This window comes from Kribbella sp. NPDC049174 (assembly GCF_043197365.1).
Taxonomy (GTDB): Bacteria; Actinomycetota; Actinomycetes; order Propionibacteriales; family Kribbellaceae; genus Kribbella.
The window spans coordinates 285220-308974 of the sequence record NZ_JBICSZ010000004.1; the positions used below are offsets into that span (position 1 = coordinate 285220).

Sequence of the window (23755 nt, forward strand, 5' to 3'; positions counted from 1 at the left end):
TCACCCTACTGCTCTGAATTGCTTCCCCGCCCCGCCGCCCCGGTCTGGGCCACACCGGTGATCGAGACGTTGTAGTACAGCTCGTCAGGCACAACCGCCGACAGAACCTTGTCCACCTTCGACAGCTGCAGCCACGACTTGTACGCGAACATCCGCCACCCGAACCCGAGCTTCTGCTCCGGTACGGCGGCCTCGAAGGTCCGGATCGGCCACCCCATCCAAGCGGCCAACAGCTCTTCGGTGACTGTCCGTACGTCGACCGCCCCGGCGCGAGCCGCCATCCGGGCCAGCGTGTCGGGGTCGAACGTGTGCAGGTCGACCACCGCCTCCAGCGCGGCAGCCCGGGAGGACTCGTCCAGCTCCGACTGCGGCCGGCGCCACTCGGCCAACGCCGGCAGCTTGGTCACATTCGTCGTCGCCCACCAGGTGAAACGGGACAACCGCCGGGCCACGAAGTCGCCGTACCGGGTCGGTTCGCCGCAGATGACGAACCGGCCGCCCGGCTTGAGCACCCGCAGCATCTCGCGGAAGGCGAGTTCGACATCCGGGATGTGGTGGATGACGGCGTGCCCGATGACGAGGTCGAAGGTGTTGTCGTCGTACGGGAGTTTCTCCGCGTCGGCGACCCGGCCCTCGACCGCGAACCCGAGGGTCTTCGCGTTCTTCTCGGCCGCCTCGACCATGCCCGGCGAGAGGTCGGTGACATGGGCTTCGGCCAGTACGCCGGCCAGCTTGAGGTTCAGCGTGAAGAAGCCGGTGCCGGCACCGATCTCCAGCGACTTGCCGTACGGCCAGCCGGACGACCCGGCGATCGCGGTGAACCGGTCCCGCGCGTAGGTGACGCAGCGTTCGTCGTACGAGATCGACCACTTCTCGTCGTACGTCGAGGCCTCCCAGTCGTGGTACAGCACCTGGGCGAGCTTGTTGTCGTTCCAGGCCGCCTCGACCTCTTCGGCGGTGGCGGCCGGCTTGTGAGCGGAGGTGGTCATTCAGATTCCCTTGAATTCGGCCTTGCCAGGCCCGTTCTCGACGAAGGACTTCATCCCGATCGCGCGGTCCTCGGTGGCGAACAGGGCGGCGAACTGCTGCCGCTCGATCTCCAGCCCGGTCTGCAGATCCACGCCGAGCCCGGAGTCGATCGCCTCCTTGGCGGCCCGCAGCGCGAGCGCGGCACCGCCGGCGAACTGCGACGCCCAGGCGACCGCGGCGTCGTACACCTCGGCAGCGGGCACGACCTTGTCGACCAGCCCCAGCGACAGCGACTCGGCGGCATCCGCGAACCGCCCGGTGTAGATCAGGTCCTTGGCCTTGGACGCACCGATCAGCCGGGACAACCGCTGCGTCCCGCCGGCGCCCGGGATGATGCCGAGCAGGATCTCCGGCTGGCCGAGCTTGGCGTCCTCGGCGGCGATCCGGTAGTCGGCGCACAGGGCCAGTTCGCAGCCACCACCGAGGGCGTACCCGGTGATGGCCGCGACCGTCGGCTTCGGGATCGCGGCGACCGCGGACAGCGAGGACTGCAGCGGACCGGAGCGCTTGACCATGTCGGCGTACGACATGTCGGCCATCTCCTTGATGTCCGCGCCGGCCGCGAACACCCTCTCGCCACCGTAGATCACGACCGCGCAGACGTCGTCGTTCGCGGTCGCCTCGACGGCGGCGGCCCGGATCTCCTCCTGGACCTGGACGTTCAGCGCGTTCATCTTCGGCCGGTCCAGCCGGATCGTGCCGACACCTTCACTCACGGTGAGGTTGACGAACTCGCCCATCACGTCGCTCCTTACGGTTCCAGGCATCCAACAGGCCTACCCATCGGTCACATCCCCGGAACCGTACCGGACCACTCGCCGTACTTGTACTGCGGGGAGGCTACAGATCGACCGGTTGCCCCGACACCGCCGACCGGCGTGCGGCGTCGACGATCCGCAGTGTGCGCAGGCCGACCGCACCATCCGGCTGCGGTACGACGGCCGGCGTCGTTCCGGCCTCCGCCGGGCCGGACTCGCGCACCGCGGCGAGGAAGGTCGCGAGCAGCGAGGCGTCGAAGTTGTCGCCGATCGCCAGGTAGACCTCGCCGGATGCATCGGTGCCGGTGACGTGCGGCAGGAACGGCTCGATCTCCACCGATCCGTTGGTGCCGGTCACCTGCAGGTACACGCCACCCCAGGTCGGACCGTTGTCCGGCACACTCCACGAACAGTCGATGGTTGCCAGCAGCCCGTTGTCGTAGTTGATCGTCACCAGGCCACCGGTCTCCACCTCGACACCCTTGTCCTGGTGCAGCACGTGGTTGGCCGCGGCGTACACCCGCTTGGCCGATGCTCCGCCGGTCAGACCGTCGATGAGGTCGGCACAGTGCACGGTGTGGTCGACCAGCGCTCCGCCACCGGCCAGCTTGGCGTCGGTGAACCACTGCCGAGCCGCGTACGGGATCTTTCCGTTGTTCGTGCCGAGTATGGCGAACACGTCGCCGAGCAACCCGGCTTCCACGGAGGCGCGCAGCCGCAGGTACGACGGCGAGAAGCGCACCGGGTAGGCGACCATCAGGATCGCGCCGGCCGCTTCGCAGGCGGCCACCATCGCTTCGCCGTCGGCGACGTCGGTGGCCAGCGGCTTCTCACAGAGAACGTGCGCACCGGCCGCTGCCGCTCGCTCGACCAGCTCGCGGTGCAGTGCGTTCTCGCTCGTCACCACCACGGCATCCGGGCCCCAGGCGAACAGCTCGTCGTACGAGTCGACGTAGGGGATGCCGAGTTCGGCGGCGAAGTCGGCGCCGCGCGGGCCCGGGTCGGGGGCGGACGCACCGTCGGGATCGGCGGACAGCACCTCGACGTTCGGCATCGCACCGAGCAACGAGGCGTACGACGCCGCATGGGTGTGCGCGAACGAGGCGATCGCAACCTTGAGGGTCATGCCGCTGCTCCAGTCGGGTCGAAGGTCTTCATGTCGATCACTTGGCCGGTCTCCATCGACGCGCGGGCGGCCTCGGCCAGGTAGACCGCGGCCGCGCCGTCCGCGGCGAGGACCCGCGGTTCAGGCCCGCCGCGCAGCGCCAGCGCGAGCTCGCGCAACTGGGTGAGGTACGGGCTCTCGCCGAGCGTGTTGGCCGGGATCAGCAGGTCACCGGCCGCCGCGCCGTCCTGCAGTTCCTCCGCGTAGCCGGAGTCAGCGCCGGAGGCGTACTTCAACTGGCCGATCGAGCCTGCGACCTCGAAGCCGGACTGGAACTTCGTCCCCGCCGCGGCCCAGGTCGCCCGGCAGTGGCTGATCGCGCCGGAGGTGTGGGTGAGCGTGACGTGGGCGGCGACGTTGACTGGGCTGACCCCCTCCACGGTCGGCGGGTTCTGCACGGCGTACACCGTGGCGACCTCGCCGCACAGCCAGCGAGCCTGGTCGAGGTCGTGCACCATCAGGTCCATGATCACGCCGCCGGACCGGGCGACGTCGCGGTACCACCCGCCGCCGGCCGGCGACGACGCCTGCCGGAAGAACCGCGCCACCGCGACCTCACCGATGCGTCCGTCCCGGATGGCCGTGTGCGCGGCGACGTACGCCGGGAAGAACCGGACCACGTGGGCCGGGTACACCTTCACTCCGGCGGCGTCGGCGGCCGCGATCACCTCGTGGGAATCGGCGGCCGTCAAGGTCAGCGGCTTCTCGCAGATCACGTTCCGGCCGGCCTTGATCGCGGCCAGCGCGACCTCCTTGTGCGTGACCGACGGCGTCACCACGTCGACGAACTCCGCGTCGGCGAGGCAGTCGTCCAGGGAGGCCGTCACCTCCAGCCCGTACTGCTCCGCGAGCGTCTCGGCGCCCTCGACCGAGTGCACCAGCACCCGGGCGCCGAGCGCCTTCCAGGCGGCGACATGCAAATGTGCGATGTTGCCCGCACCGATCAGACCGACGGTCAGACCGGCCAACTCTTCCGACATGAAATCCCCTACTCGGCGCTGGTGGAGCCCGGTAAATTAGTAACGGTCCTTGCGTATCACTGCGCGCAGGCGTTCGCAACTACCGTCTCACGAACATATACACCTCTCTTATCGATAACCCACGCCCGAGTGTGCAGAATGTGCCGGTGACCGAAGCGACCGCCGCCCCGAGTGCTCTCGACACCGGACTCCACCTGGGGGCAGTGGTCCAGACCGATGGCACGACCTTCACGTTGTGGGCCCCAGCCGCCGAACGCGTCGAGCTGGCGCTGATCGCCGACGACGGCAGTCAGCGGAACCTGGATCTGGCCCATACCGGTGAGTGCTGGACCGGCTTCGTCCCCGGAGTGGGCCACGGGCAACGGTATGGGTACCGCGTGCACGGACCGTTCGATCCCTCGCACGGACTCCGGTTCAACCCGTCCAAGCTGCTGCTCGACCCGTACGCGCGAGCAGTCGACGGCTCACTGGACCACTCCAGTCCACTGATCTACGACTCGTCCGACGGCGACTCGGCCGGTCACGTCCCGGTGAGCGTGGTCGTCGCCGCGTCGGAGCCGCCTCCCCCGATCAGTCGTCCGGTGCACTGGGGCGAGACGGTCGTGTACGAGCTGCACACCAAGGGGTTCACCAAGCTGCATCCTGACGTACCCGAGCATCAGCGCGGCACGTACGCCGGTCTGGCTCATCCCTCGGTGATCAACTACCTGGTCGACCTCGGCGTCACCTCGGTCGAGTTGTTGCCGATCCACCACTTCCTCACCGAGCCGGCGATCGCGGCCCGCGGGCTGCCGAACTACTGGGGTTACAACAGCCTCAGCTACTTCGCGCCGCATGCGCCGTACTCGTCGTCGGGTTCGCGCGGTGAGCAGGTTGCGGAGTTCAAGGCGATGGTGGCCGCGTTCCATGCCGCCGGCATCGAAGTGATCCTCGACGTGGTCTACAACCACACCGCCGAGGGCGGCTTCGACGGCCCGACGCTGAGCTTCCGCGGTATCGACAACCGGGCGTACTACCGGCTCAGCCACGGCGGCACGATGTACGACGTCACCGGCACCGGCAACTCGGTCGACACCTCGCATCCGCAGGTCCGCCGGCTCGTGATGGACTCGCTGCGGTACTGGGTCGAGGAGATGGGCGTCGACGGGTTCCGGTTCGACCTGGCCGTGACGCTGATCCGCAACGAGCGGCACGAGGTGGACACGGTCGACCATCCGTTCCTGGCCGAGGTGGCGGCGGACCCGGTGCTCGGGCGGGTCAAGCTGATCTCCGAGCCGTGGGACATCGGCCCGTTCGGCTACCAGGTCGGCAACTTCGGCACGCCGTGGTCGGAGTGGAACGGCAAGTTCCGCGACAGTGTGCGCGACGTCTGGCGCAACACCTCCGACGGTGTGAAGGACCTCGCCTACCGGCTGTCCGGTTCGAGCGACCTGTACGGCGACGACGGCCGCTACCCGTACGCGTCGATCAACTTCATCACCGCGCACGACGGGTTCACGCTGCGCGACCTGGTCAGCTACAACCACAAACACAACGAGGCCAACCACGAGGACAACCGGGACGGCACCGACGACAACCGGTCCTGGAACTGCGGGGTCGAGGGCGAGACCGACAACCCGGCCGTGATCGCGTTGCGCAAACGGCAGATGGCGAACCTGATGTCCACGCTGATCCTGTCGACCGGCGTACCGATGATCACCGCCGGGGACGAGTGCGGGCGGACGCAGCACGGCAACAACAACGCCTACTGCCAGGACAGCGAGATCTCCTGGTTCGACTGGTCGCTGCCCGGCGTCTGGTCCGATCACCTCGAGCTGACGAAGAAGCTGATCGCACTGCGAGCGGCACACCCCGTACTGCGGCAGTGGCACTACTTCTCCGGACAGCCCGTCGTCTCGGGTGGCCGCAAGGACCTGTCCTGGATCGCGCCGCACGGCGGTGAGATGACCGAGGCCGACTGGTACGACGGCAACCTCAGGACGATCGGGATGTTCCTGGCCGGTGACGCGCTGCGGGCGACCGATGCCGAGGGCAACGCTCTGAAGGACAGCTCGTTCCTGATGGCGCTGAACGCGACACCGGAGGTGCGGCAGGTCGTCGTACCGGATGCGTCCTGGGCGCCGGCGTACGAGGTCGTCCTCGACACCAGCAACTCGATGGTCACCGAGGTGGAGGCCGGTGCCACCGTCCCGCTGGCCCCGCGCTGTCTGGCGCTGCTCCGCGCACTCTGAGGGGTCGTTAACCTTCCTCCAGTACATTCGTCGGTCACCTGCTGTTCACGTCTGGGGGGACCGATGTTTCTACTGCGCCGCGAGGCCCGCGAACGGACGACCCCGATCGGCGCGCTGCACCGAGCGGTGACGCGATGGGGCGAGGCTGAGCGGAGTTCCTCCGGGAACGCCGTCCGCCGATGGCTCGACGGCGTCGCATACCTGGACGTCCAGGCCCGGACCTACGCGGATTTCTGGACCCGGCAGAACGAACAGGCCCTCGCCGCCGACGGGCCGTTGTGGGTTGTGCTCGGCGACTCGACGGCGCAAGGGCTCGGCGCGTCGTCACCGCTGCACGGGTACGTCGGCCAGGTGCTGAACGCATTACGCCGGACCGGACGTCCGTGGCGCGTGGTCAATCTGTCCCGCTCCGGTGCCCAGACCCGTCACGTGCTGGACGACCAGCTTCCGTTGATCGAGGGACTCGGCGCCGAGCTGGTGACGTGTGGGATCGGCAGCAACGACATCCTCGCCACCCCGCCGAGGCGGTTCCGCACTCACCTGCGCCAGGTGATCGAGCGACTGCCGTCCTCGTCGGTGATGATGGACCTGACCGTGCCGGACCGGTTCTGGACCGTCGGCGGCGTGTGCAGTCCGTACGTCGCCGGCATCAACCAGTTCATCAACACCACCGCGACCGGCCGCGGACTCTCCGTCGCTCAGGTCTCCCGCCATGCCCGCCCACCCTGGCGCGGGCTGCTCGCCCCGGACAGCTTCCACCCCAACAACCTCGGCTACCGCCGCCACGCCGACGCTCTCCTGGTCGCTTTGCCGGCGAAAGCCTCTGGCTAAATACTACGGATCCGGATAATCTGGATCCGTGGAAGATGAGTTGTTGCTGGTGGTGCTGCAGCGTGCGACACACGTGACGCTGCAGGTGCTGGGAACGGAGCTGGCCGACCTGGGGCTGACGGCTTCTGAGCTGAACGTGCTGGCGAACCTGGCCGACGGCCGCGGGCGGACGGTGACGGAGCTCGGGGTCGCGGCCGGAGTACGGCCGACGACGCTGACCGGCGTACTGGATCGGCTGGAGCAGAAGGGGCACATCACGCGGGCGCCGCGGCCGGGTGATCGGCGGGCGGTGGAGATCTCGCTGACTTCAGCTGGTGTGAAGAGCGCAGCGCGGGTGCAGCGGGCGTTCGCGGAAGTGGAAGAGCGAGCACTGGCCGGGATCGCGGCCGGCTCGGTGAAGCAGGCACGGCGGGTGTTGGCGGCATTGGGGGCGGTATGAGTACGTTCGACGATTTGATGGGCGAAGTGATGGCGTCCGCCGAGCGGTTCGGTCATCGGGAGCACGTGAAGCTGACGTGGCTCGCCGTACGGCAGTGTGGGACGGGCGAGGCGGTCGAGTTGATCAGCGACGGGATCCAGCGGACCGCGCGGTACGCCGGGGCGCCGCAGAAGTACAACGCGACGGTGAGCCGCGCGTGGGTTGAGTTGACGGCGTATCACCTGGCCGAGGTGCCGGGTGAGAGCTTCGACGACCTGCTGCAGCGCAACCCCGGGCTGATGGACAAGCGGCTGCTGACGCGGTTCTACCACTCGCGCACCCTCGCTTCACCGGCCGCGCGACGCGGCTGGGTCGAGCCAGACTTGCACGCGTTCCCGGTATGACAACCCCAACCCCGCGGGGGCTTTACCTTGCCCCTGGGGCAGGGGTTTGGATGATCGCGTGTTGACGATCAGCGAGTTCGGGCGGCGTACCGGGCTCTCGCACAAGGCGTTGCGGCTGTACGACGTCTCCGGGCTGCTCCCGCCCGCCCAGGTCGACCCGTCGAACGGGTACCGCCTGTACGACGAGGAGCAGCTCGAGCGGGCCCGGCGGATCAGCGTGCTGCGGCAGTTGGACATGCCGCTGACCACGATCGCCGAAGTACTGGCGGGATCGGACGAGGAGGGACTGATCCGGCTGGACCGGTGGTGGGCGGCCGAGGAGGCGACCACCGCGGCCCGGCGGGCGACGCTGGAGTACCTGCGGGATCGACTCTCGCGGTCGGGAGCCCCCGGGCTGTCACCGCGGCCCGTGCTGGTCCGCGACGTACCGGAGACGAAGATCGCGTCGATCCGGTCGGACACGGACCAGCAGTCGCTGATCGGGGTGATCGTGACCTCGACCGACGACATCCGCAGGTACCTCGAGTCCGCCGGGGCGACGCTGCCCGGTGGGTCGTGGGTGATCTACCACGGTGCGGTGACGCCGGAGGCCGAGGCGACCGTCGAGGTGTGCGTGCCGTTCGAGGGGCTGGTGGATCCGTCCGGGTCGATCGCGATCCGGGTCGAGCCGGCCCACCGGGAGGCGTACTCCACGATCACGATGGACGAGTGCGTGTACCCGCGGATCATGCTCGCGTACGACCTCGTCGGGGACTGGGTCCGCTCGACCGGGGAGGCGACCGCCGGTCCGCCGCGCGAGGTCTACCTGCCCGACTGTCACCTGCTCCCCCGCGACCAGCCGGCCGTCGACATCGCTCAACCCATTCTCGAGAGGAAGCTCTGATGGACTACGCGGTGCAGACCGACTACAGCGACCCGGGCGTACACGCCCAGCTCTTCGACGCGTTGCCGGACGACGTCGCCGGGATCGCGGCCGTCGTACGCAACCTGGTGATCCACTACCGCGGTGGTGGGATCGAGTTCACCGGCGAGCGGCTCGCCGAGATCGACCACCGGTGGGTCGAGGCGATGCTGACGACCGACCAGAAGCGCAACGGTACGCCGCTGGCCGAACCGCGCGAGCCCGTCGACCGGATCGTCGGCTGCTGCCGTGACTACACGCTGCTGACCGTGTCGGCCCTTCGGCACAAGGGGATCCCGGCCCGCAGCCGGGTCGGGTTCGCGGACTACTTCCGCGGCGGCTACAACCACGATCACGTGGTCGTCGAGTACTGGAACGGCGACCGCTGGGTGATGACGGACGCCCAACTTGACCCGTCCGGCGGGCACCCCTTCGACATCCAGGACATGCCGCGCGGTCCGTTCCTGAAGTCGCCGCGGGGTCCGTTCCTCTCGGCGGCGGAGGTGTGGCTCGGCGTACGCTCCGGCGATCTCAACGCGGACCTGTTCGGCATCGACCCCGGCTCACCCATCAGCGGCGGCTGGTTCGTCCGCAACTACGTCCACCTCCAACTCGCCCACCTCCAGGGCGACGAGCTCCTCCTCTGGGACAACTGGGGCGCCATGTCGGACTCCCTCGACGGCGCGGACGTACACCTCACCGACGAGATCGCCGCCCTCTTGGTTGCCTCTGACAACGGTGATGAAACCGCCACCAAGGAGCTTGCCGACCGCTACCAGACCGACCCGGACCTGCGTCCGGCCGGCCGCTCGTTCGTCACCTCCCCCACCGGCGCTCCGTACACCTGGATCGAGCTGGTACGCCCAGCGGTGTAGACGAAGAGTCTCCGTTCAGCCGACGCGCGCCGTACCCGTTGTCGCTCAGGATCGTAGGTGTGTTGATCCGAGCTGATGACGGGAGAGGGAGATGAGTAGCGCGACGTTGGAGGCTGGCACGGCGGTGAAGCCGTGGCGGCTGGGTGCGAGGACACGGAAGGCCGTGCTGGTGCTGCACATCGTATCCGTCGGGTCGTGGCTCGGCATCGACGTGGTGATGGCGGTACTGACGTTCACCGCGATGGGGACGGACGATCAGAGCACGAAGGCTCTGTGCTTCCGGGTACTCGAGTTGGTGACGGTGTGGCCGATGACGGTGTCCGGGCTCACATGCCTGGTGACGGGTGTGCTCTTGGCGATGGGCAGCAAGTACGGGCTGACGAAGTACTGGTGGGTCGTCGTGAAGCTCTGCATCAACTTGCTGCTGAGCACGCTGGTGCTGGTCGCACTGCGACCGGGCGTGGCCGAACTCGCCGACCGCGGCGAGGCCAACGACCTCGCCGTACCACTCGGCGACATGATCTACCCACCCATCGTCTCCCCGACGCTGCTGATGGTTGCGGTGGTCCTGTCGGTGTTCAAGCCGTGGGGGCTGCTGCGCGGGAAGAAGTGAAAAGCAAGGGCCCCGCCTGGTGAGGCAGGCGGGGCCAGTTGCGTTAGAACTCGGAGCCGGCTGGGAGGTCCGGGGTGGATGGGTCCTCCGGGTCGGAGGGGCCGGCGGCCAGGCCTAGTTCGGCGGGGCTGGCGAGGCCGGGGTGCTTCGGTACGACGCGGACGGTGTAACCGAACGGGCCGGTGCGGTCCAGCTTCAGCTCACCCTCGTAGCGGTGCCGGTTGCCGTCGTACGTCTCCGCCAGCGACAGCGACGCCCGGACCGGGTCCTTGATCTCGTCGTTGGAGTCGACCCGGCCGTGCAGCACCTCGACGTCGATGTCCTGCGGCTTGAGGTCGCCGAGCGCCGCGAAGGCACGGATGCCGACGTTGGTCCCGAGCTGCGGTACGTCGCCCAGGCCCTGGAGCTCGACGTGGTCGACCCGGATCTGCGGCCAGGCCGCCCGGACCCTCTTCTTCCACGCGGCCAGGTCGCGCGCACCGTCGTACGTCGAGTTCAACGACCGCGACGACAAGGCGGACGGCACGTACAGCCGCTCGACGTAGTCGCGGACCATCCGGGTGGCCAGCACCTTCGGGCCGAGCTCCTTGATCGTGTGCCGCAGCATCTCGATCCAGCGGCCGGGGACGTCACCGTCGTAGAACCGCGGCGCGACCTGCTTCTCGATCAGGTCGTACAGCGCGTGCGCCTCGAGGTCGTCACGGCGGTCGGTGTCCTCGATCCCTTCGGCGGACGGGATCGCCCAGCCGAACTCGTCGTCGTACCACTCGTCCCACCAGCCGTCGCGGATGGACAGGTTCAGCGCACCGTTCAGCGCCGCCTTCATCCCCGACGTGCCGCACGCCTCGTACGGGCGGAGCGGGTTGTTCAGCCAGACGTCGCAGCCCGGGTACATCGGCTGCGCCAGCGCGATGTCGTAGTCGGGCACGAACACGATCCGGTGCCGGACCTCCGGGTCGTCGGCGAACCGGACCATCTCCTGGATCAGCTTCTTGCCGCCCTCGTCGTGCGGGTGCGCCTTCCCCGCGATGACGATCTGGACCGGCCGCTGCGGGTGCAGCAGCAGCGACTTCAGCCGCTCCGGGTCGCGCAGCATCAGCGTCAACCGCTTGTACGACGGAACCCGCCGGGCGAAGCCCATGGTCAGGACGTCCGGGTCGAGGATCGAGTCGACCCAGCCGAGCTCGGCCTCGCTGGCGCCGCGGTTCAGCCAGGACTGCCGGACCCGGGCCCGGGTGTCGTCGATGAACCGCTGCCGCAGGATCCGCTTGGTCTCCCAGATCTGCGCGTCGGTGGTCTTGTCCAGCCCCGCGAAGATGCCGTCGGCATCGGCCGTGTCGGTCGCGGCGTAGGTCAGGTTGTGGATCTCCCGGGGCACCCAGGTCGGCGCGTGCACGCCGTTGGTGATCGAGGTGATCGGTACGTCGGTGGCGTCGAAGCTCGGCCACAGCCCGGAGAACATCCCCCGGCTGACCACACCGTGCAGCTTGGACACGCCGTTGGCCCGCTGGGCCAACCGCAGCCCCATGATCGCCATGTTGAAGACGCCCGGGTCGCCGCCCTCGAAGTCCTCGGCGCCGAGCTCGAGGATCCGGTCGACCGGCACCCCTTCGCCGTACGCGTCCGGCGAGAAGTGCTGCTGGATCAGCTCGACCGGGAACCGGTCGATCCCGGCCGGCACCGGGGTGTGGGTGGTGAACACGGTCCCGCCGCGGGCCACCTCGAGCGCGGTGTCGAAGTCGAGGCCCTGGTCGGCGGCCAGCTCACGGATCCGCTCGATGCCGAGGAAGCCGGCGTGGCCCTCGTTGGTGTGGAACACCTCCGGGGCCGGGTGGCCGGTGATCCGGCAGTACTCGCGGACCGCGCGGACACCGCCGACGCCGAGCAGCAACTCCTGGAGCAGCCGGTGCTCCGTCGTACCGCCGTACAGGCGGTCGGTCACCTCGCGCTCGGGCTGCTCGTTCGCCTCGATGTCGGAGTCGAGCATCAGCAGCGGCACGCGGCCGACCTGGGCGACCCAGATCTGGGCATGCAACTGCCGGTTGCCGGGCAGGGTCAATGTCACAGTCGCGGGTGCAGCATTTGACTCGGGGCCGTCGCGGAGCAGGCTGATCGGCAGCCCGTCCGGGTCCACCAGCGGGTAGCGCTCCTGCTGCCAGCCCTCGCTGTTGAGCGACTGGGCGAAGTACCCGTGCCGGTAGAGAAGGCCGACACCGATCAGCGGTACAGCGAGGTCACTGGCCGCTTTGAGGTGGTCACCGGCCAGGATGCCCAGGCCGCCCGAGTACTGCGGCAGCACGTGGGTGATGCCGAACTCCGGGGAGAAGTAGGCCACCGAGCTGATCGGTGAACCGGCGTCGGTCTGGAACCAGCGGTCGTCGGTCACGTAGCCGTTCAGATCGGCTACGGCCAGCTCCAGCCGGCGGAGGAAGGCTTGGTCGTTGGCCAGCTCGTCGAGCCGGGCCGCCGGGACCTCACCGAGAAGCTTGACCGGGTCACCGCCGGTGCTCCGCCACAGCTGTGGGTCGACGGCCTCGAAGACGTCCTGCGTCTCCGGGTGCCAGGCCCAGCGGAGGTTGTTCACCAGGGTGCCCAGCCCGGTCAGCTGCTCGGGCAGGACAGGGCGGACGGAAAATCGTCGTATCGCTCGCACCGGGACACCGTACCGGCCCCGGCCCAGCGAGGCACCTCCGGCATGCATCGATCTTGCAACGCAGGCAAGATTTTGCAGGACCTTTTCGAAGGCTGATCATTGGTGTTCCACGCTGTGGACCGAACCGTGACCGCCAGGTGTTCACGTGCCGGAGCTGGGAACCGATAACGTCAGTCCTGTAGTTCGCCAGGTACGCCGTCCCATCCGCCGGATCCGCAATCGGGCCCGGCACACTATTCGTAAGGGAAGGTTCGTCTACGCCATGACTGGGCGCATCCCGATCACCGACGTCACCCCGACCGTCGACGCCGGAGCGTATCCGGCCAAGGCATCGGTCGGCGAGACGTTCACCATCGCGGCCACGGTTTTCCGCGAGGGCCACGACGCGGTGAACGCGAACGTCGTGCTGACCTCGCCGACCGGCCAGACCAGACGGATGCTGATGGCACCGGTCGGTCAGGGCACGGACCGGTGGACCGTCGACGTCACCCTGCAGGAGCAGGGCGCATGGACGTTCGCGGTCGAGGGCTGGAGCGACCCGTACGGGACCTGGCGGCACAACGCCGAGATCAAGGTGCCGGCCGGTCTCGACGTGGACCTGATGTTCGCCGAGGGGGCCGCGTTCTTCGACCGTGCGGCCGCCGGCGTGCCTCCCGCCGTACGGGCTGATCGGGCGACGCTGACCGATGCCGCACAGGCGCTGGCCAACGGCGCGCTGCCGCCGGAGGCACGGCTGGCCGCGGGCATCTCGCCGCAGGTCCGGTCCGCGCTCGGGCGGTATCCGGTGCGCGAGCTGATCACCTCGTCGGAGACCTACCCGGTGTGGGTCGACCGGGAGCGCGCGCTGTACGGCAGCTGGTACGAGTTCTTCCCGCGTTCGGAGGGTGCGAAGTACGACGAGGAGACCGGGCAGTGGACGTCCGGCACCTTCCGTACGGCGGCCCAGCGACTGGAAGCGGTGGCGGGGATGGGTTTCGACATCCTTTACGTGCCGCCGGTCCACCCGATCGGACACTCCTTCCGCAAGGGCCCGAACAACACCCTCGACCCGAAGCCCGGTGACCCCGGTTCGCCGTGGGCGATCGGCTCGGCCGAGGGCGGGCACGACGCGATCCACCCCGAGCTGGGCACCTTCGAGGACTTCGACTACTTCGTCGGGCGGGCCCGCGAGCTGGGCCTCGAGGTCGCCATCGACCTGGCCCTGCAGGCCTCGCCGGACCACCCGTGGGTGACCGAGCACCCGAAGTGGTTCAGCGTCCGCGCGGACGGTTCGATCGCGTACGCCGAGAACCCGCCGAAGAAGTACCAGGACATCTACCCGATCAACTTCGACAACGATCCCGAAGGCATCTACGCCGAGGTACTGCGGATCGTCCGGCTGTGGATCTCGCACGGGGTGACCGTGTTCCGGGTCGACAACCCGCACACCAAGCCGGTCAACTTCTGGGAGTACCTGCTCGGCGAGATCCGCAAGACCGACCCGGACGTGGTGTTCCTCTCCGAGGCGTTCACCCGGCGGCCGATGATGCGTGAGCTGGCCAAGGTCGGCTTCCACCAGTCCTACACGTACTTCACCTGGCGCAACGAGAAGTGGGAGCTGGAGGAGTACCTGCAGGAGCTGACCCAGGAGACCGCGCACTTCCTGCGGCCGAATTTCTTCGTCAACACGCCGGACATCCTGACCGCCTACCTGCAGTACGGCGGGCCGGGTGCGTTCAAGATCCGGGCGGCGATCGCGGCGACCGCGTCACCGACCTGGGGTGTGTACGCCGGGTACGAACTGTTCGAGCACGTCGCCCTGCGGCCGGGCTCGGAGGAGTACCTCGACACGGAGAAGTTCCAGTTCCGCCCGCGGGACTGGGAGGCCGCCGCCGCGGAGGGCCGGACGCTGGCGCCGTACCTGACGCTGCTGAACAACATCCGCCGCCGGCACCCGGCCCTGCAGCAGCTGCGCAACCTGACGCTGCACTCGGTCGAGGACGAGGCGATCATGTGCTACTCGAAGCGGATCACCGGGCCGGACGGACACAGCGACACCGTCCTCGTGGTGGTGAACACCGACCCGCACTCGGTCCGCGAGTCGATGGTCCACCTCGACATGGCCGCGCTCGGCATGCGCCCCGAGGACACCTTCACCGTGTACGACGAGATCAGCGGCGCGACCTGGCGCTGGGGCCAGCAGAACTACATCAAGCTCGACCCCAACGGCGAACCCGCCCACATCCTCGCCGTCCGCCGCGGCCAAGCCTGACAACACAGGCCTAGAGCGGGACGGTCTCCGGGTACTTCAGGCCGAGGCCGGTGTTCAGGGCAACGACCTGTTCACCGGCACGGATCCAGCCGGATTCGCGCAGCCGCCGTACCGCGGCGAAGGTGGCGGCGCCTTCGGGGCAGATGAAGGCGCCTTCCAGCTCGGCGAGGCGGTGCTGCTCGGCGAGGATGGTCTCGTCGTCGACGGCAACGGCGCAGCCGCCGGTGTCCGCGATCGCTTCCAGGACGAGGAAATCGCCGAGCGCCTTTGGCACGGTGATGCCGAAGGCAACGGTCTTGGCATCGGGCCAGGGCTCGCTTTCCGGCAGACCTTTCTCGTAGGCCTGGACGATCGGCGCACAGCCGGTCGACTGGACGGCGACAAGTCGCGGCAGCGGCCCGTCGATCCAGCCGAGCTCGCGGAGCTCGACCAGGGCCTTCCAGATGCCGATGATGCCGACCCCGCCGCCGGTCGGATAGAGGATGACGTCGGGCAACTGCCAGCCGAGCTGCTCGGCGATCTCCAGCCCCATCGTCTTCTTGCCTTCGATCCGGTACGGCTCCTTCAGCGTCGAGACGTCGAAGTACCCCTCCTGCTCGCGGATGAACGCCGCCGCGTCACCGATCAGCCCGTCGACCAAGTGCAGTTCGGCACCCACGACCTTCACCTCGCGCCGGCAGATCTCCGGTGCCGCGATCGGCATCGCGATCAACGCCGTCATCCCGGCCCGGGCGGCGTACGCGGCCCAGGACGAGCCGGCGTTCCCGTTCGTCGGCATGGCGATCCGGCGTACGCCGAGCTCGTACGCGCGCGACACCCCGACCGCCGCACCCCGCGCCTTGAACGTGCCGGTCGGGATCAGTCCCTCGTCCTTCATCAGCAACCGCTCGACCCCGACCTCGCGGCCGTAGCGCGGCATCGGCAGCAGCGGTGTCATCCCCTCCCCCAGGGTCACCACGTTCTCCGGCGCACGCACCGGCAGAAGCTCGTGGTACCGCCACAGGTCCGGCGGCCGCGCCGCCAGTTCGGCCTTGGTCAGCGTCACGGCAGGTACGTCGTACCGGACCAGCAACGGCGATCCGCACGGGCACAGCCCGATCACCTGATCGGCGTCGTGCGTCTGACCGCACTTGGGGCACTCGAGATGGCTCAGCGCTGAGAACGTCACATCGGGAGAAACTACCCCGCGCGCAGATTGGTGATGGTGGGGCGTTGGTGATCGGTGAGACGGAAGCCGGTGCCGCGGACGGCGTCGATGGTGACGGTGGTGCCGAGGTCGTCGAGTTTGCGGCGGAGACGTTTGACCACCGAGTGGATGTCGGCCGTGCCGCGCAGGTGCCGGTTGCGCCAGACGGTCTGGTGCAGGGCGTCGTACGTCCAGACCCGCAGCGGTGCCGACATCAGCCGGGTGAGCAGGTCGTGCTCGAGCTCGGTGAGCTGCACCTCCTGATCGCGCCAGCGAGCGACCGACCGGGCCCGGTCGATGGTCAGGACGTCGGCATCGGGCTCACCCGCGGCGGCCTTGGTGGCCGTCGAGTCGACCTCCGCGGGCTCCGGCGGCTCCGGGCGTTCGGGGACCGGCGGCGGTTGCTGCGACGGGACCAGCAGCCGGCGGAGTTCTTCGAGACTGGACACGAGGAGCAGGGGCGCGACGTCGTCGACGAGTTCGGCGAGCCGGACCCGTTCCTCCGGTGAGGCCGCGACCGCGATCAGCAGCGGGAACGGCTTCCGGTCGGTCGGGGTCAGATCGGTCGCGGTCAGATCGGCGTCCGCAGGGGCGGGGACACGGGCGGTGACCATCTGATCACAATGTCAACCTCTGCCTTGGATCGTCAACGGACTGACAACCTTTGACCACTTTGCCTGGATCGGTGCGACGGCTAGTCACATCTTGCTCACGAAGTGTGCTTGTTACCACGTTGTTCTGACACATAAGGTCCACGTCAGGCTCACGGTGTCACATGCCGCGACCTGGGGGGCACGCAGCGTTCGCAGAACCGGTTCATCCGCCTGATGACGGCCACCGCGAACGGAGCCTGCACCTCTGCACCAGATGACTCGGGGGAGTCAACTCGGGGTCGTTACCAGTGAGGGGCTGCAGAGATGTCACATCTACGACGAAGGGGACTCGCCAGATCCTTGGTGGGTGCCCTGGCGACGGTGGCAGTCGTCGCGACCGGGATGGCCGCCGCCGGCCAGGCCCAGGCCACACCACCGACCAAACCCGAAGCAACGCCGACCGGCAAGATCAAGCCGGAGCTGATGGCGAAGCTGGACGGCAAGGACGCCAAGGAGGCGACCGACTACTGGGTCCGGTTCACCGCCAAGGCCGACCTGTCCGCCGCCAGCACGATCACCGACTGGAACGAGCGCGGCACCGCCGTCGCCGCGGCACTGAAGAAGACCGCCGCGGCGAGCCAGGCGAAGGTCCGGGCCGAACTGGACGCGCAGAAGGTGAAGTACAAGGCCTTCTGGGGTACGAACGCGATCCGGATCAGCAGCGGCACGCTCGAACTGGCGCAGAACCTGGCCAACCACACCGAGGTCGAGGGTCTCTACAACCCGACCGTCGTCGAGGTGCCGAAGATCACCCCGGCCGAGCGGGCGAACGAGATCAACGCGCTCGAGTGGGGTATCGCCAACATCAACGCCGACGACGTCTGGGCGCAGTACGGCGACAAGGGCGCCGGCATCGTCATCGCCAACATCGACACCGGGGTGCAGTACGACCACCCGGCGCTGGTGAACTCCTACCGCGGTAACAACGGCGACGGGACGTTCAACCACAACTACAACTGGTTCGACGCGGCCGGCACCTCGCCGAGCGCACCGTCCGACGGCAACGGCCACGGCACCCACACGATGGGCACCATGGTCGGCGACGACGGCGCGGGCAACCAGATCGGTGTCGCGCCGGCGGTCAAGTGGATCGCCGCGAACGGCTGCTGCCCGAGCGACCAGGCGCTGATCGACTCCGGTCAGTGGATGCTCGAGCCGACCGACCTGAACGGCCAGAACCCGGACGCGAGCAAGCGGCCGGACATCATCAACAACTCCTGGGGTTCGCAGCTGCCGTCGAACGACCCGTTCATGGAGGACATCACCAACAACTGGAAGGCCTCCGGCATCTTCGGTGCCTGGGCCAACGGCAACAGCGGGACCCTCGGCTGCCAGAGCAGCGGGTCGCCGGGCTCCCTGACCAGCAACTACTCGGTCGGTGCCTACGACATCAACAACAACATCGCGTCGTTCTCCGGCCGTGGTGTCGGTCAGAACGGCACGATCAAGCCGAACATCTCGGCCCCGGGCGTCAACGTCCGGTCCAGCCTGCCCGGCAGCACCTACGGCAGCTTCAACGGCACGTCGATGGCCACTCCGCACCTCGCGGGAACCGTCGCCCTGCTGTGGTCGGCCGCACCGGCGCTGAAGGGTGACATCGACGCGACCCGGGCACTGCTGAACGGGACCGCGATCGACAAGGCCGACAGCCAGTGCGGTGGCACCACGGAGAACAACAACGTCTACGGCCAGGGCCGTCTGGACGCGTTGGCTCTGCTGAACGCCGCGCCGATCGGTGACACCGGCACCCTCGCCGGCACGGTGACCGCGGCGACCGGCGGTGCTCCGCTGGCCGGCGCGAGCGTGACGGTGAAGACCGCGGGTCAGCCCGACCGCGTGCTCACCACCAGCAGCACCGGTGCGTTCTCGTCCGTGCTGCCGGCCGGCAGCTACGACCTGACCGTGGCGTCGTTCGGGTACCAGACCCAGACCGACACCGCCGTCATCACCACCGGCGCCACCACCACGAAGAACTACGCCCTGGCCAGCGCTCCGCAGGTCAACGTCGGCGGCACCATCTCGGACGGCTCCGGCCACGGCTGGCCGCTGTACGCGAAGGTGAGCGTCGAGGGTCCGGGTGGCGTGTTCGACTACACGACGCCGAGCAACGGCCGCTTCAGCCTGAAGGTGCCGTCCAGCGCGTCGTACACCCTGAAGATCGAGTCGCAGTACCCGGGTTACCAGACGGTCAGCCAGCCGATCACGGTCGGCACCGGCAACCTGACCAAGAACGTCGCGGTCCCGGTTCGCGCCGACGCCTGCACCACGGCGCCGGGGTACAAGTACGGCTCGGACGGCGTCTACGAGACGTTCGACTCCGGTGCCAAGCCGGGCAACTGGAGCGTCGTCGACAACAAGGGCAACGGCCAGGTCTGGCAGTTCAACGACCCGGGCAACCGGGGCAACCTGGCCGGCGGCTCCGGCAAGTTCGCCATCATCGACAGCGACCGGTACGGCCCCGGCGGCTCGCAGGACACCTCGCTGGTCAGCCCGGTGGTCGACCTGACCGCGGTCGCCGCTCCGGTGATCCGGTTCAACCAGGACCTCAACTGGCTCGGCGGCGAGAAGGCCGACGTGGACCTGTCGATCGACGGCGGGGCCACCTGGAGCACCGTGCTCACCCAGGCCGCGGACGTCCGCGGTGTCAAGGAGATCGCGATCCCGCAGGCGGCCGGCCAGTCCGCCGTGCAGGTCCGGTTCCACTACTACAACGCGCAGTACGAGTGGTGGTGGATCGTCGACAGCGTGCTGATCGGCAGCCAGGTCACCTGTGAGCCGAACGGCGGCGGCATCGTCGTCGGCAACGTCAAGGACGCCAACACGAACGGTTTCGTGAACGGTGCGGTCGTCACCCGTGACGGCAACGCCGCGGAGACCGGTACCACCGTGGCGACGCCCGAGGACACCGGCCTGAACGACGGCTTCTACTGGCTGTACTCCTCGGAGTCCGGCGACCAGGGCTTCACCGCCAAGGCCGGCAACTACGTCAGCTCGGCGCAGACCGTTCCGGTCGAGGCCGACTGGACCACCACGGCCGACTACTCGCTGGCCGCGGGCAAGCTGGCCGTCACCCCGGGCAGTGTCACCGGCAACCTGAAGCTGCCCACCGGCAAGGTGACCAAGTCGTTCACCGTGACCAACACCGGCGGTGCGCCGGTCGAGGTGAAGTTCGGTGAGCGCGACGGCGGCTTCGAGCTGCAGAACGCCAACGGCACCACCACCAGCAAGACGCAGGTGCTGAACAGCACCGGCGCCCCGCTGCAGCGGCTCGAGGTTCCGACCTCGTTCGCTCAGCTGCTGTCCGGCAAGACGGCCGGTACGCCGGCCGCCGCGAAGCCGCTGGCGGCTCCGTGGGTCGACATCGCCGACTACCCGTCGACGGTGATGGACAACCGGGTGGTCAGCCTCGAGGGCAAGACCTACTCGATTGCCGGTGGCAACGGTAGTGCGTCGACCGGGAACAGCTACGTGTACGACCCGGCGACCCTGGCCTGGACCGCCATCGCCCCGCTGCCGGGCGCTCGCAACGCCATCACCGTCGGCGTCGTGGGTGGCAAGATCATCGCCAGCTCCGGCTGGGGTGCCGCCGGTCCGGACGCGGCGACCTGGTCGTACGACCCGGCGGCCAACGCCTGGACCTCGGTAGCCGCCAACCCGGCTCCGCGGGCCGCGGCCGGTCAGGCTGTCGTCGACGGCAAGCTGTACGCCGTCGGTGGCTGCACGACCTCCGGCTGTCTCCCGATGAGCAACACGGTCGTCCGGTACGACGCGACCGCGAACAGCTGGGAGACGCTGCCGAACTACCCGAAGTCGGTCGCGTTCGCGTCCTGCGGCGCCATCGACGGCAAGCTGTACTGTGCCGGCGGTAACGACGGCACGAACTCGCTGAAGTCGGCGTACGTCTTCGACCCGGGAGCCAACGCCTGGTCCCCGGTCGCCGAGGCGCCGGCGGACCACTGGGCGGCGTCGTACGCCGTCGCCGGCGGCAAGCTGCTCGTCGTCGGTGGGGTCCAGGCCGGTGCGGTTACCAACGCCGGCTTCGCCTACGATCCGGCCGCCGACTCCTGGTCGGCACTGCCGAACGCCAACCTGCCGCGGTACCGCGGTGGTGCGGCCTGCGGCTTCTACAAGGTCGGCGGTTCCTCCGGTGGCTTCACCGCCACGGTGGACAGCGAGGCCCTGCCGGGTCTCGAGGACTGCGCCGAGTCGTCGGCGGACGTGAGCTGGCTGTCCATCGACAAGACCGAGGCCACGCTGGCCCCGGGCGCGTCGACGACGGTCAAGGTCACGCTCACGGCGAGCGTCGACCAGCCCGGCACCTACAGCGGGTCGGTCACGATCGGCGAGAACACGCCGTACCAGGTCGCACCGGTAGCCGTGACGATGAACGTCACCCCGCCGACCACCTGGAGCAAGCTGCTCGGCACCGTCTCGGGCGTCAGCTCGTCCGGTGTCACGGCCCCGCTCCCGGGTGCGATCGTCCAGGTCGACTCGTGGGCGCAGTCGTACACCTTCATCACCGACAAGGACGGCAAGTACGCCTACTGGCTGGACCGTCGCAACAACCCGCTCACCCTGATCGCCGCCAAGGACGGCTACAAGCCCCAAACCCGCACCACCCGCCTGCTCGCAGGCGAACCGGTCACAGAGGACTTCGCTCTGAAGTCGATCCGGTAGTCATGCAGTAAGGGCCGGCCCCACTCAGATCTTCTGAGTGGGGCCGGTTCTTTGTGGTGTGGCTACGCGGTCGGGAGGAGGTGGAAGCCGACGCCGCGGACGGCGTGGATAGTGACGGTGGCGCCGAGGTTGGCGAGTTTCTGGCGCAGGCGCTTCACCACCGAGTGGATGTGGGAGCCGTGGCCGAGGTGTTCGTTGCCCCAGACGGCGTGGTGCAGACGCTGGTAGGTCCAGACGCGGCCGGGTTCCTTGACCAGGCAGTGCAGGAAGTCGTGCTCCAGCCGGGTCAGCGGCACCTCACGGTCCTTCCAGCGCACGACCCGCCGGTCCACGTCCAAGTACAACTCGGTCTCCACCTCAGGTACGGCGGCCGGCGCGGATACCGCGACCGGAACGGCGGACACGGACCGCGGCACTGCCTCGATCTGGGCAACGGCCGGCTGGTCGGTACCGGGCAGCACGGTCGGCGTCAGGACGACGGGACCGGCCGGCGACGTCATCTCGGTGAGTTCGAGGAACGCGCGCGCCTGGTCCGCGCTGGACACCAGCAACAGCGCCTCCGCACCACCCAGCAGCCGGACGAGCTGCACCCGCTCGGCCGTGGACGTGGCCACCCCGATGATCAACGACGAATCCGACGACCTCTCCATTCGAGTCCCCTCCTGGTCAATCACCAGGCACAAGTACCTTTTACGACGCGAAGTAAGTCAAGGGATTCCCGGTACGCCGGGCTGGCACATATGCGACCTGTCCGAGACAGGACACGACCGCAGGCAGCAAGAAAGTGCGTCCGGGTCCGCCGCGGGGAACGACGCGGCGGACCCGGACGCAGTACAGAGGACCGCCGGCCGGCCGTGGGCGGCGGGCCCGGCCGGCGGTCCGCTGGGATCAGCCGACCGTCTTGACCGCGGTGATCAGGGTGCCGTCGGTGGTGTCACCGGACAGCTCCCAGAAGAACGCGCCACCGAGTCCCTGCTGGTTCGCGTACGTCATCTTGCTGCGGATCGTGGCGGGTGTGTCGTACCCCCACCACTGCCCGTTGCAGAAGGCGTACGCCGTACCGCCGACGGTTCCGGTCGACGGGCAGCGGGTGGAGATCAGCTTGTAGTCCTCGATCCCGGCCTCGTACTTCCCCGGCGCCGCACCGGTCGCGCTGCCACCGGGTGCGGCCTGGGTGACGCCGGTCCAGCCGCGGCCGTAGAACCCGATCCCGAGCAGCAGCTTCGAGGCCGGGATCCCCTTCGACTTCAGCTTCTGGATGGCCGCGTCACTGTGGAACCCGGCGGTCGGGATCCCGTTGTACGACGTCAGCGGCGAGTGCGGCGCGGTCGGGCCGTGCGGGCTGAACGCACCGAAGTAGTCGTACGTCATCGGCATCAGCCAGTCGAGCTTGCCGGCCGCCGCCGCGTAGTCGGTCGCGTCGATCTTGGTTCCGTCGGCGGTGATCGCCGCCGTCACGAGTGCGGACGAGCCGAACTTGGTGCGCAGCGCGGTGACCACGTTGTTGAAGGCGTTCGGCCCGGACGTGTCGCAGCTCAGGCCGCAGGCGTTCGGGTACTCCCAGTCGATGTCGATCCCGTCGAACACATCGGCCCAGCGCGGGTCCTCGACCAGGCGGTGGCAGGAGTCGGCGAACGCGGCCGGGTTCTTCGCGGCCTCGCTGAACCCGCCGGACCAGGTCCAGCCGCCGAAAGACCAGACCACCTTGATGTTCGGGAACTCGCGCTTCAGCTTCCGCAACTGGTTGAAGTTGCCGCGCAGCGCACCGGTGTCCCAGGTGTCGGCCACGCCGTCGACCGAGCCGGCCGCGTCGTAGAACTTGTCGTACGCCGCGTACGAGTCGCCGATCGCGCACCGGCCGCCGGCCGTGTTGCCGAACGCGTAGACGATCGTGGTCAGCTTCGAGGCCGAGCCGCTCGTCTTGATGTTCTTCACGTGGTAGTTGCGGTCGTAGACACCCCACTCGGTGAAGTACCCGACCACTCTCTTTCCGGCGGCGACCGCCTGGGTCCCGCTCGGTTCGGCGGAGCGGGCGGCCGCGGGTACGGCGCCCGCCCCCAACAGGGCCATCGCGGCGGCGACGGCCAGAACTCGGATTCTCATGCGTACCTCCTGGGGGCGGAGAGGAAC

Annotated in this window: 18 protein-coding genes; 9 read left to right on the plus strand and 9 right to left on the minus strand. The window is 68.6% G+C overall.

Annotation, left to right across the window (positions count from 1 at the left end):
• Positions 1-5: 5 nt before the first annotated feature.
• The 4 genes from ACGFIF_RS23430 to ACGFIF_RS23445 all read right to left on the minus strand — a co-directional run bounded on the left by ACGFIF_RS23430 (position 6) and on the right by ACGFIF_RS23445 (position 3932).
• Positions 6-989 carry a class I SAM-dependent methyltransferase gene (locus ACGFIF_RS23430; protein WP_393157231.1) on the minus strand — a complete coding sequence of 328 codons (984 nt, stop codon included), beginning with the start codon at positions 987-989 and terminating at the stop codon, positions 6-8.
• A complete protein-coding gene (locus ACGFIF_RS23435) occupies positions 990-1769 on the minus strand; it encodes an enoyl-CoA hydratase/isomerase family protein (protein WP_393157233.1) in 780 nt (259 codons plus the stop codon).
• Between the two features lie 100 nt (positions 1770-1869).
• Positions 1870-2913, minus strand: coding sequence for a Gfo/Idh/MocA family protein (locus tag ACGFIF_RS23440; protein WP_393157235.1), 1044 nt, complete (start codon positions 2911-2913; stop codon positions 1870-1872).
• Positions 2910-3932: a Gfo/Idh/MocA family protein gene (locus ACGFIF_RS23445; RefSeq protein WP_393157237.1), complete on the minus strand. Its 1023-nt coding sequence runs from the start codon at positions 3930-3932 to the stop codon at positions 2910-2912. The genes ACGFIF_RS23440 and ACGFIF_RS23445 overlap by 4 nt, the downstream gene beginning before the upstream one ends.
• A gap of 146 nt (positions 3933-4078) precedes the next feature.
• On the opposite strand from ACGFIF_RS23445, the gene glgX reads away from it, so the two are divergent.
• From glgX to ACGFIF_RS23480, 7 genes are all read left to right on the plus strand, one after another.
• A complete protein-coding gene (gene glgX, locus ACGFIF_RS23450) occupies positions 4079-6163 on the plus strand; it encodes a glycogen debranching protein GlgX (RefSeq protein ID WP_393157239.1) in 2085 nt (694 codons plus the stop codon).
• 63 nt (positions 6164-6226) lie between these two features.
• Positions 6227-6994, plus strand: a complete 768-nt coding sequence (locus ACGFIF_RS23455) for an SGNH/GDSL hydrolase family protein (RefSeq protein WP_393157241.1) — start codon at positions 6227-6229, stop codon at positions 6992-6994.
• Positions 6995-7022: 28 nt separating this feature from the next.
• A complete protein-coding gene (locus ACGFIF_RS23460; protein ID WP_393157243.1) occupies positions 7023-7433 on the plus strand; it encodes a MarR family winged helix-turn-helix transcriptional regulator in 411 nt (136 codons plus the stop codon).
• Entirely contained in the window at positions 7430-7816 is a 387-nt protein-coding gene (locus ACGFIF_RS23465; RefSeq protein ID WP_393157244.1) for a hypothetical protein, read from the plus strand. The genes ACGFIF_RS23460 and ACGFIF_RS23465 overlap by 4 nt, the downstream gene beginning before the upstream one ends.
• Before the next feature lie 58 nt (positions 7817-7874).
• Complete coding sequence (locus ACGFIF_RS23470) at positions 7875-8699, plus strand: MerR family transcriptional regulator (protein ID WP_393157246.1); 825 nt, start codon at positions 7875-7877, stop codon at positions 8697-8699.
• A complete protein-coding gene (locus ACGFIF_RS23475) occupies positions 8699-9592 on the plus strand; it encodes a transglutaminase-like domain-containing protein (protein ID WP_393157248.1) in 894 nt (297 codons plus the stop codon). The genes ACGFIF_RS23470 and ACGFIF_RS23475 overlap by 1 nt, the downstream gene beginning before the upstream one ends.
• A gap of 91 nt (positions 9593-9683) precedes the next feature.
• Positions 9684-10205 (plus strand): hypothetical protein, encoded by a 522-nt coding sequence (locus ACGFIF_RS23480; RefSeq protein ID WP_393157250.1) that lies wholly within the window; start codon positions 9684-9686, stop codon positions 10203-10205.
• A 43-nt stretch (positions 10206-10248) separates the two neighbouring features.
• Here ACGFIF_RS23480 and glgP read toward each other — a convergent pair whose 3' ends face one another.
• Positions 10249-12858 (minus strand): alpha-glucan family phosphorylase, encoded by a 2610-nt coding sequence (gene glgP / locus ACGFIF_RS23485; RefSeq protein ID WP_393157252.1) that lies wholly within the window; start codon positions 12856-12858, stop codon positions 10249-10251.
• Positions 12859-13120: 262 nt separating this feature from the next.
• Between glgP and ACGFIF_RS23490 the strand changes: the two genes are divergently transcribed.
• Entirely contained in the window at positions 13121-15109 is a 1989-nt protein-coding gene (locus tag ACGFIF_RS23490) for an alpha-1,4-glucan--maltose-1-phosphate maltosyltransferase (protein WP_393157253.1), read from the plus strand.
• A gap of 10 nt (positions 15110-15119) precedes the next feature.
• Here ACGFIF_RS23490 and ACGFIF_RS23495 read toward each other — a convergent pair whose 3' ends face one another.
• Together ACGFIF_RS23495 and ACGFIF_RS23500 are read right to left on the minus strand one after the other, a co-directional pair.
• Positions 15120-16277, minus strand: a complete 1158-nt coding sequence (locus ACGFIF_RS23495) for a threonine synthase (protein WP_393157255.1) — start codon at positions 16275-16277, stop codon at positions 15120-15122.
• Between the two features lie 11 nt (positions 16278-16288).
• Positions 16289-16909: a winged helix-turn-helix domain-containing protein gene (locus ACGFIF_RS23500; RefSeq protein ID WP_393157256.1), complete on the minus strand. Its 621-nt coding sequence runs from the start codon at positions 16907-16909 to the stop codon at positions 16289-16291.
• Between the two features lie 360 nt (positions 16910-17269).
• On the opposite strand from ACGFIF_RS23500, the gene ACGFIF_RS23505 reads away from it, so the two are divergent.
• A complete protein-coding gene (locus tag ACGFIF_RS23505; RefSeq protein ID WP_393157258.1) occupies positions 17270-21625 on the plus strand; it encodes a S8 family serine peptidase in 4356 nt (1451 codons plus the stop codon).
• Between the two features lie 62 nt (positions 21626-21687).
• On the opposite strand, the gene ACGFIF_RS23510 is transcribed toward ACGFIF_RS23505, so the two are convergent.
• Positions 21688-22275, minus strand: coding sequence for a winged helix-turn-helix domain-containing protein (locus ACGFIF_RS23510; RefSeq protein WP_393157259.1), 588 nt, complete (start codon positions 22273-22275; stop codon positions 21688-21690).
• 238 nt (positions 22276-22513) lie between these two features.
• Positions 22514-23728: a glycoside hydrolase family 18 protein gene (locus ACGFIF_RS23515; RefSeq protein WP_393157261.1), complete on the minus strand. Its 1215-nt coding sequence runs from the start codon at positions 23726-23728 to the stop codon at positions 22514-22516.
• Between the last annotated feature and the right edge of the window lie 27 nt (positions 23729-23755).

What these genes read in the sequence shown, in the direction of transcription:
- ACGFIF_RS23430 (WP_393157231.1), bottom strand. Translation starts at nt 989, where the DNA reads ATGACCACCTCCGCTCACAAGCCGGCCGCCACCGCCGAAGAGGTCGAG.
- ACGFIF_RS23435 (WP_393157233.1), bottom strand. Translation starts at nt 1,769, where the DNA reads ATGGGCGAGTTCGTCAACCTCACCGTGAGTGAAGGTGTCGGCACGATC.
- ACGFIF_RS23510 (WP_393157259.1), bottom strand. Translation starts at nt 22,275, where the DNA reads ATGGAGAGGTCGTCGGATTCGTCGTTGATCATCGGGGTGGCCACGTCC.
- ACGFIF_RS23500 (WP_393157256.1), bottom strand. Translation starts at nt 16,909, where the DNA reads ATGGTCACCGCCCGTGTCCCCGCCCCTGCGGACGCCGATCTGACCGCG.
- ACGFIF_RS23515 (WP_393157261.1), bottom strand. Translation starts at nt 23,728, where the DNA reads ATGAGAATCCGAGTTCTGGCCGTCGCCGCCGCGATGGCCCTGTTGGGG.
- ACGFIF_RS23490 (WP_393157253.1), top strand. Translation starts at nt 13,121, where the DNA reads ATGACTGGGCGCATCCCGATCACCGACGTCACCCCGACCGTCGACGCC.
- ACGFIF_RS23475 (WP_393157248.1), top strand. Translation starts at nt 8,699, where the DNA reads ATGGACTACGCGGTGCAGACCGACTACAGCGACCCGGGCGTACACGCC.
- ACGFIF_RS23455 (WP_393157241.1), top strand. Translation starts at nt 6,227, where the DNA reads ATGTTTCTACTGCGCCGCGAGGCCCGCGAACGGACGACCCCGATCGGC.
- ACGFIF_RS23445 (WP_393157237.1), bottom strand. Translation starts at nt 3,932, where the DNA reads ATGTCGGAAGAGTTGGCCGGTCTGACCGTCGGTCTGATCGGTGCGGGC.
- ACGFIF_RS23440 (WP_393157235.1), bottom strand. Translation starts at nt 2,913, where the DNA reads ATGACCCTCAAGGTTGCGATCGCCTCGTTCGCGCACACCCATGCGGCG.
- ACGFIF_RS23465 (WP_393157244.1), top strand. Translation starts at nt 7,430, where the DNA reads ATGAGTACGTTCGACGATTTGATGGGCGAAGTGATGGCGTCCGCCGAG.
- ACGFIF_RS23480 (WP_393157250.1), top strand. Translation starts at nt 9,684, where the DNA reads ATGAGTAGCGCGACGTTGGAGGCTGGCACGGCGGTGAAGCCGTGGCGG.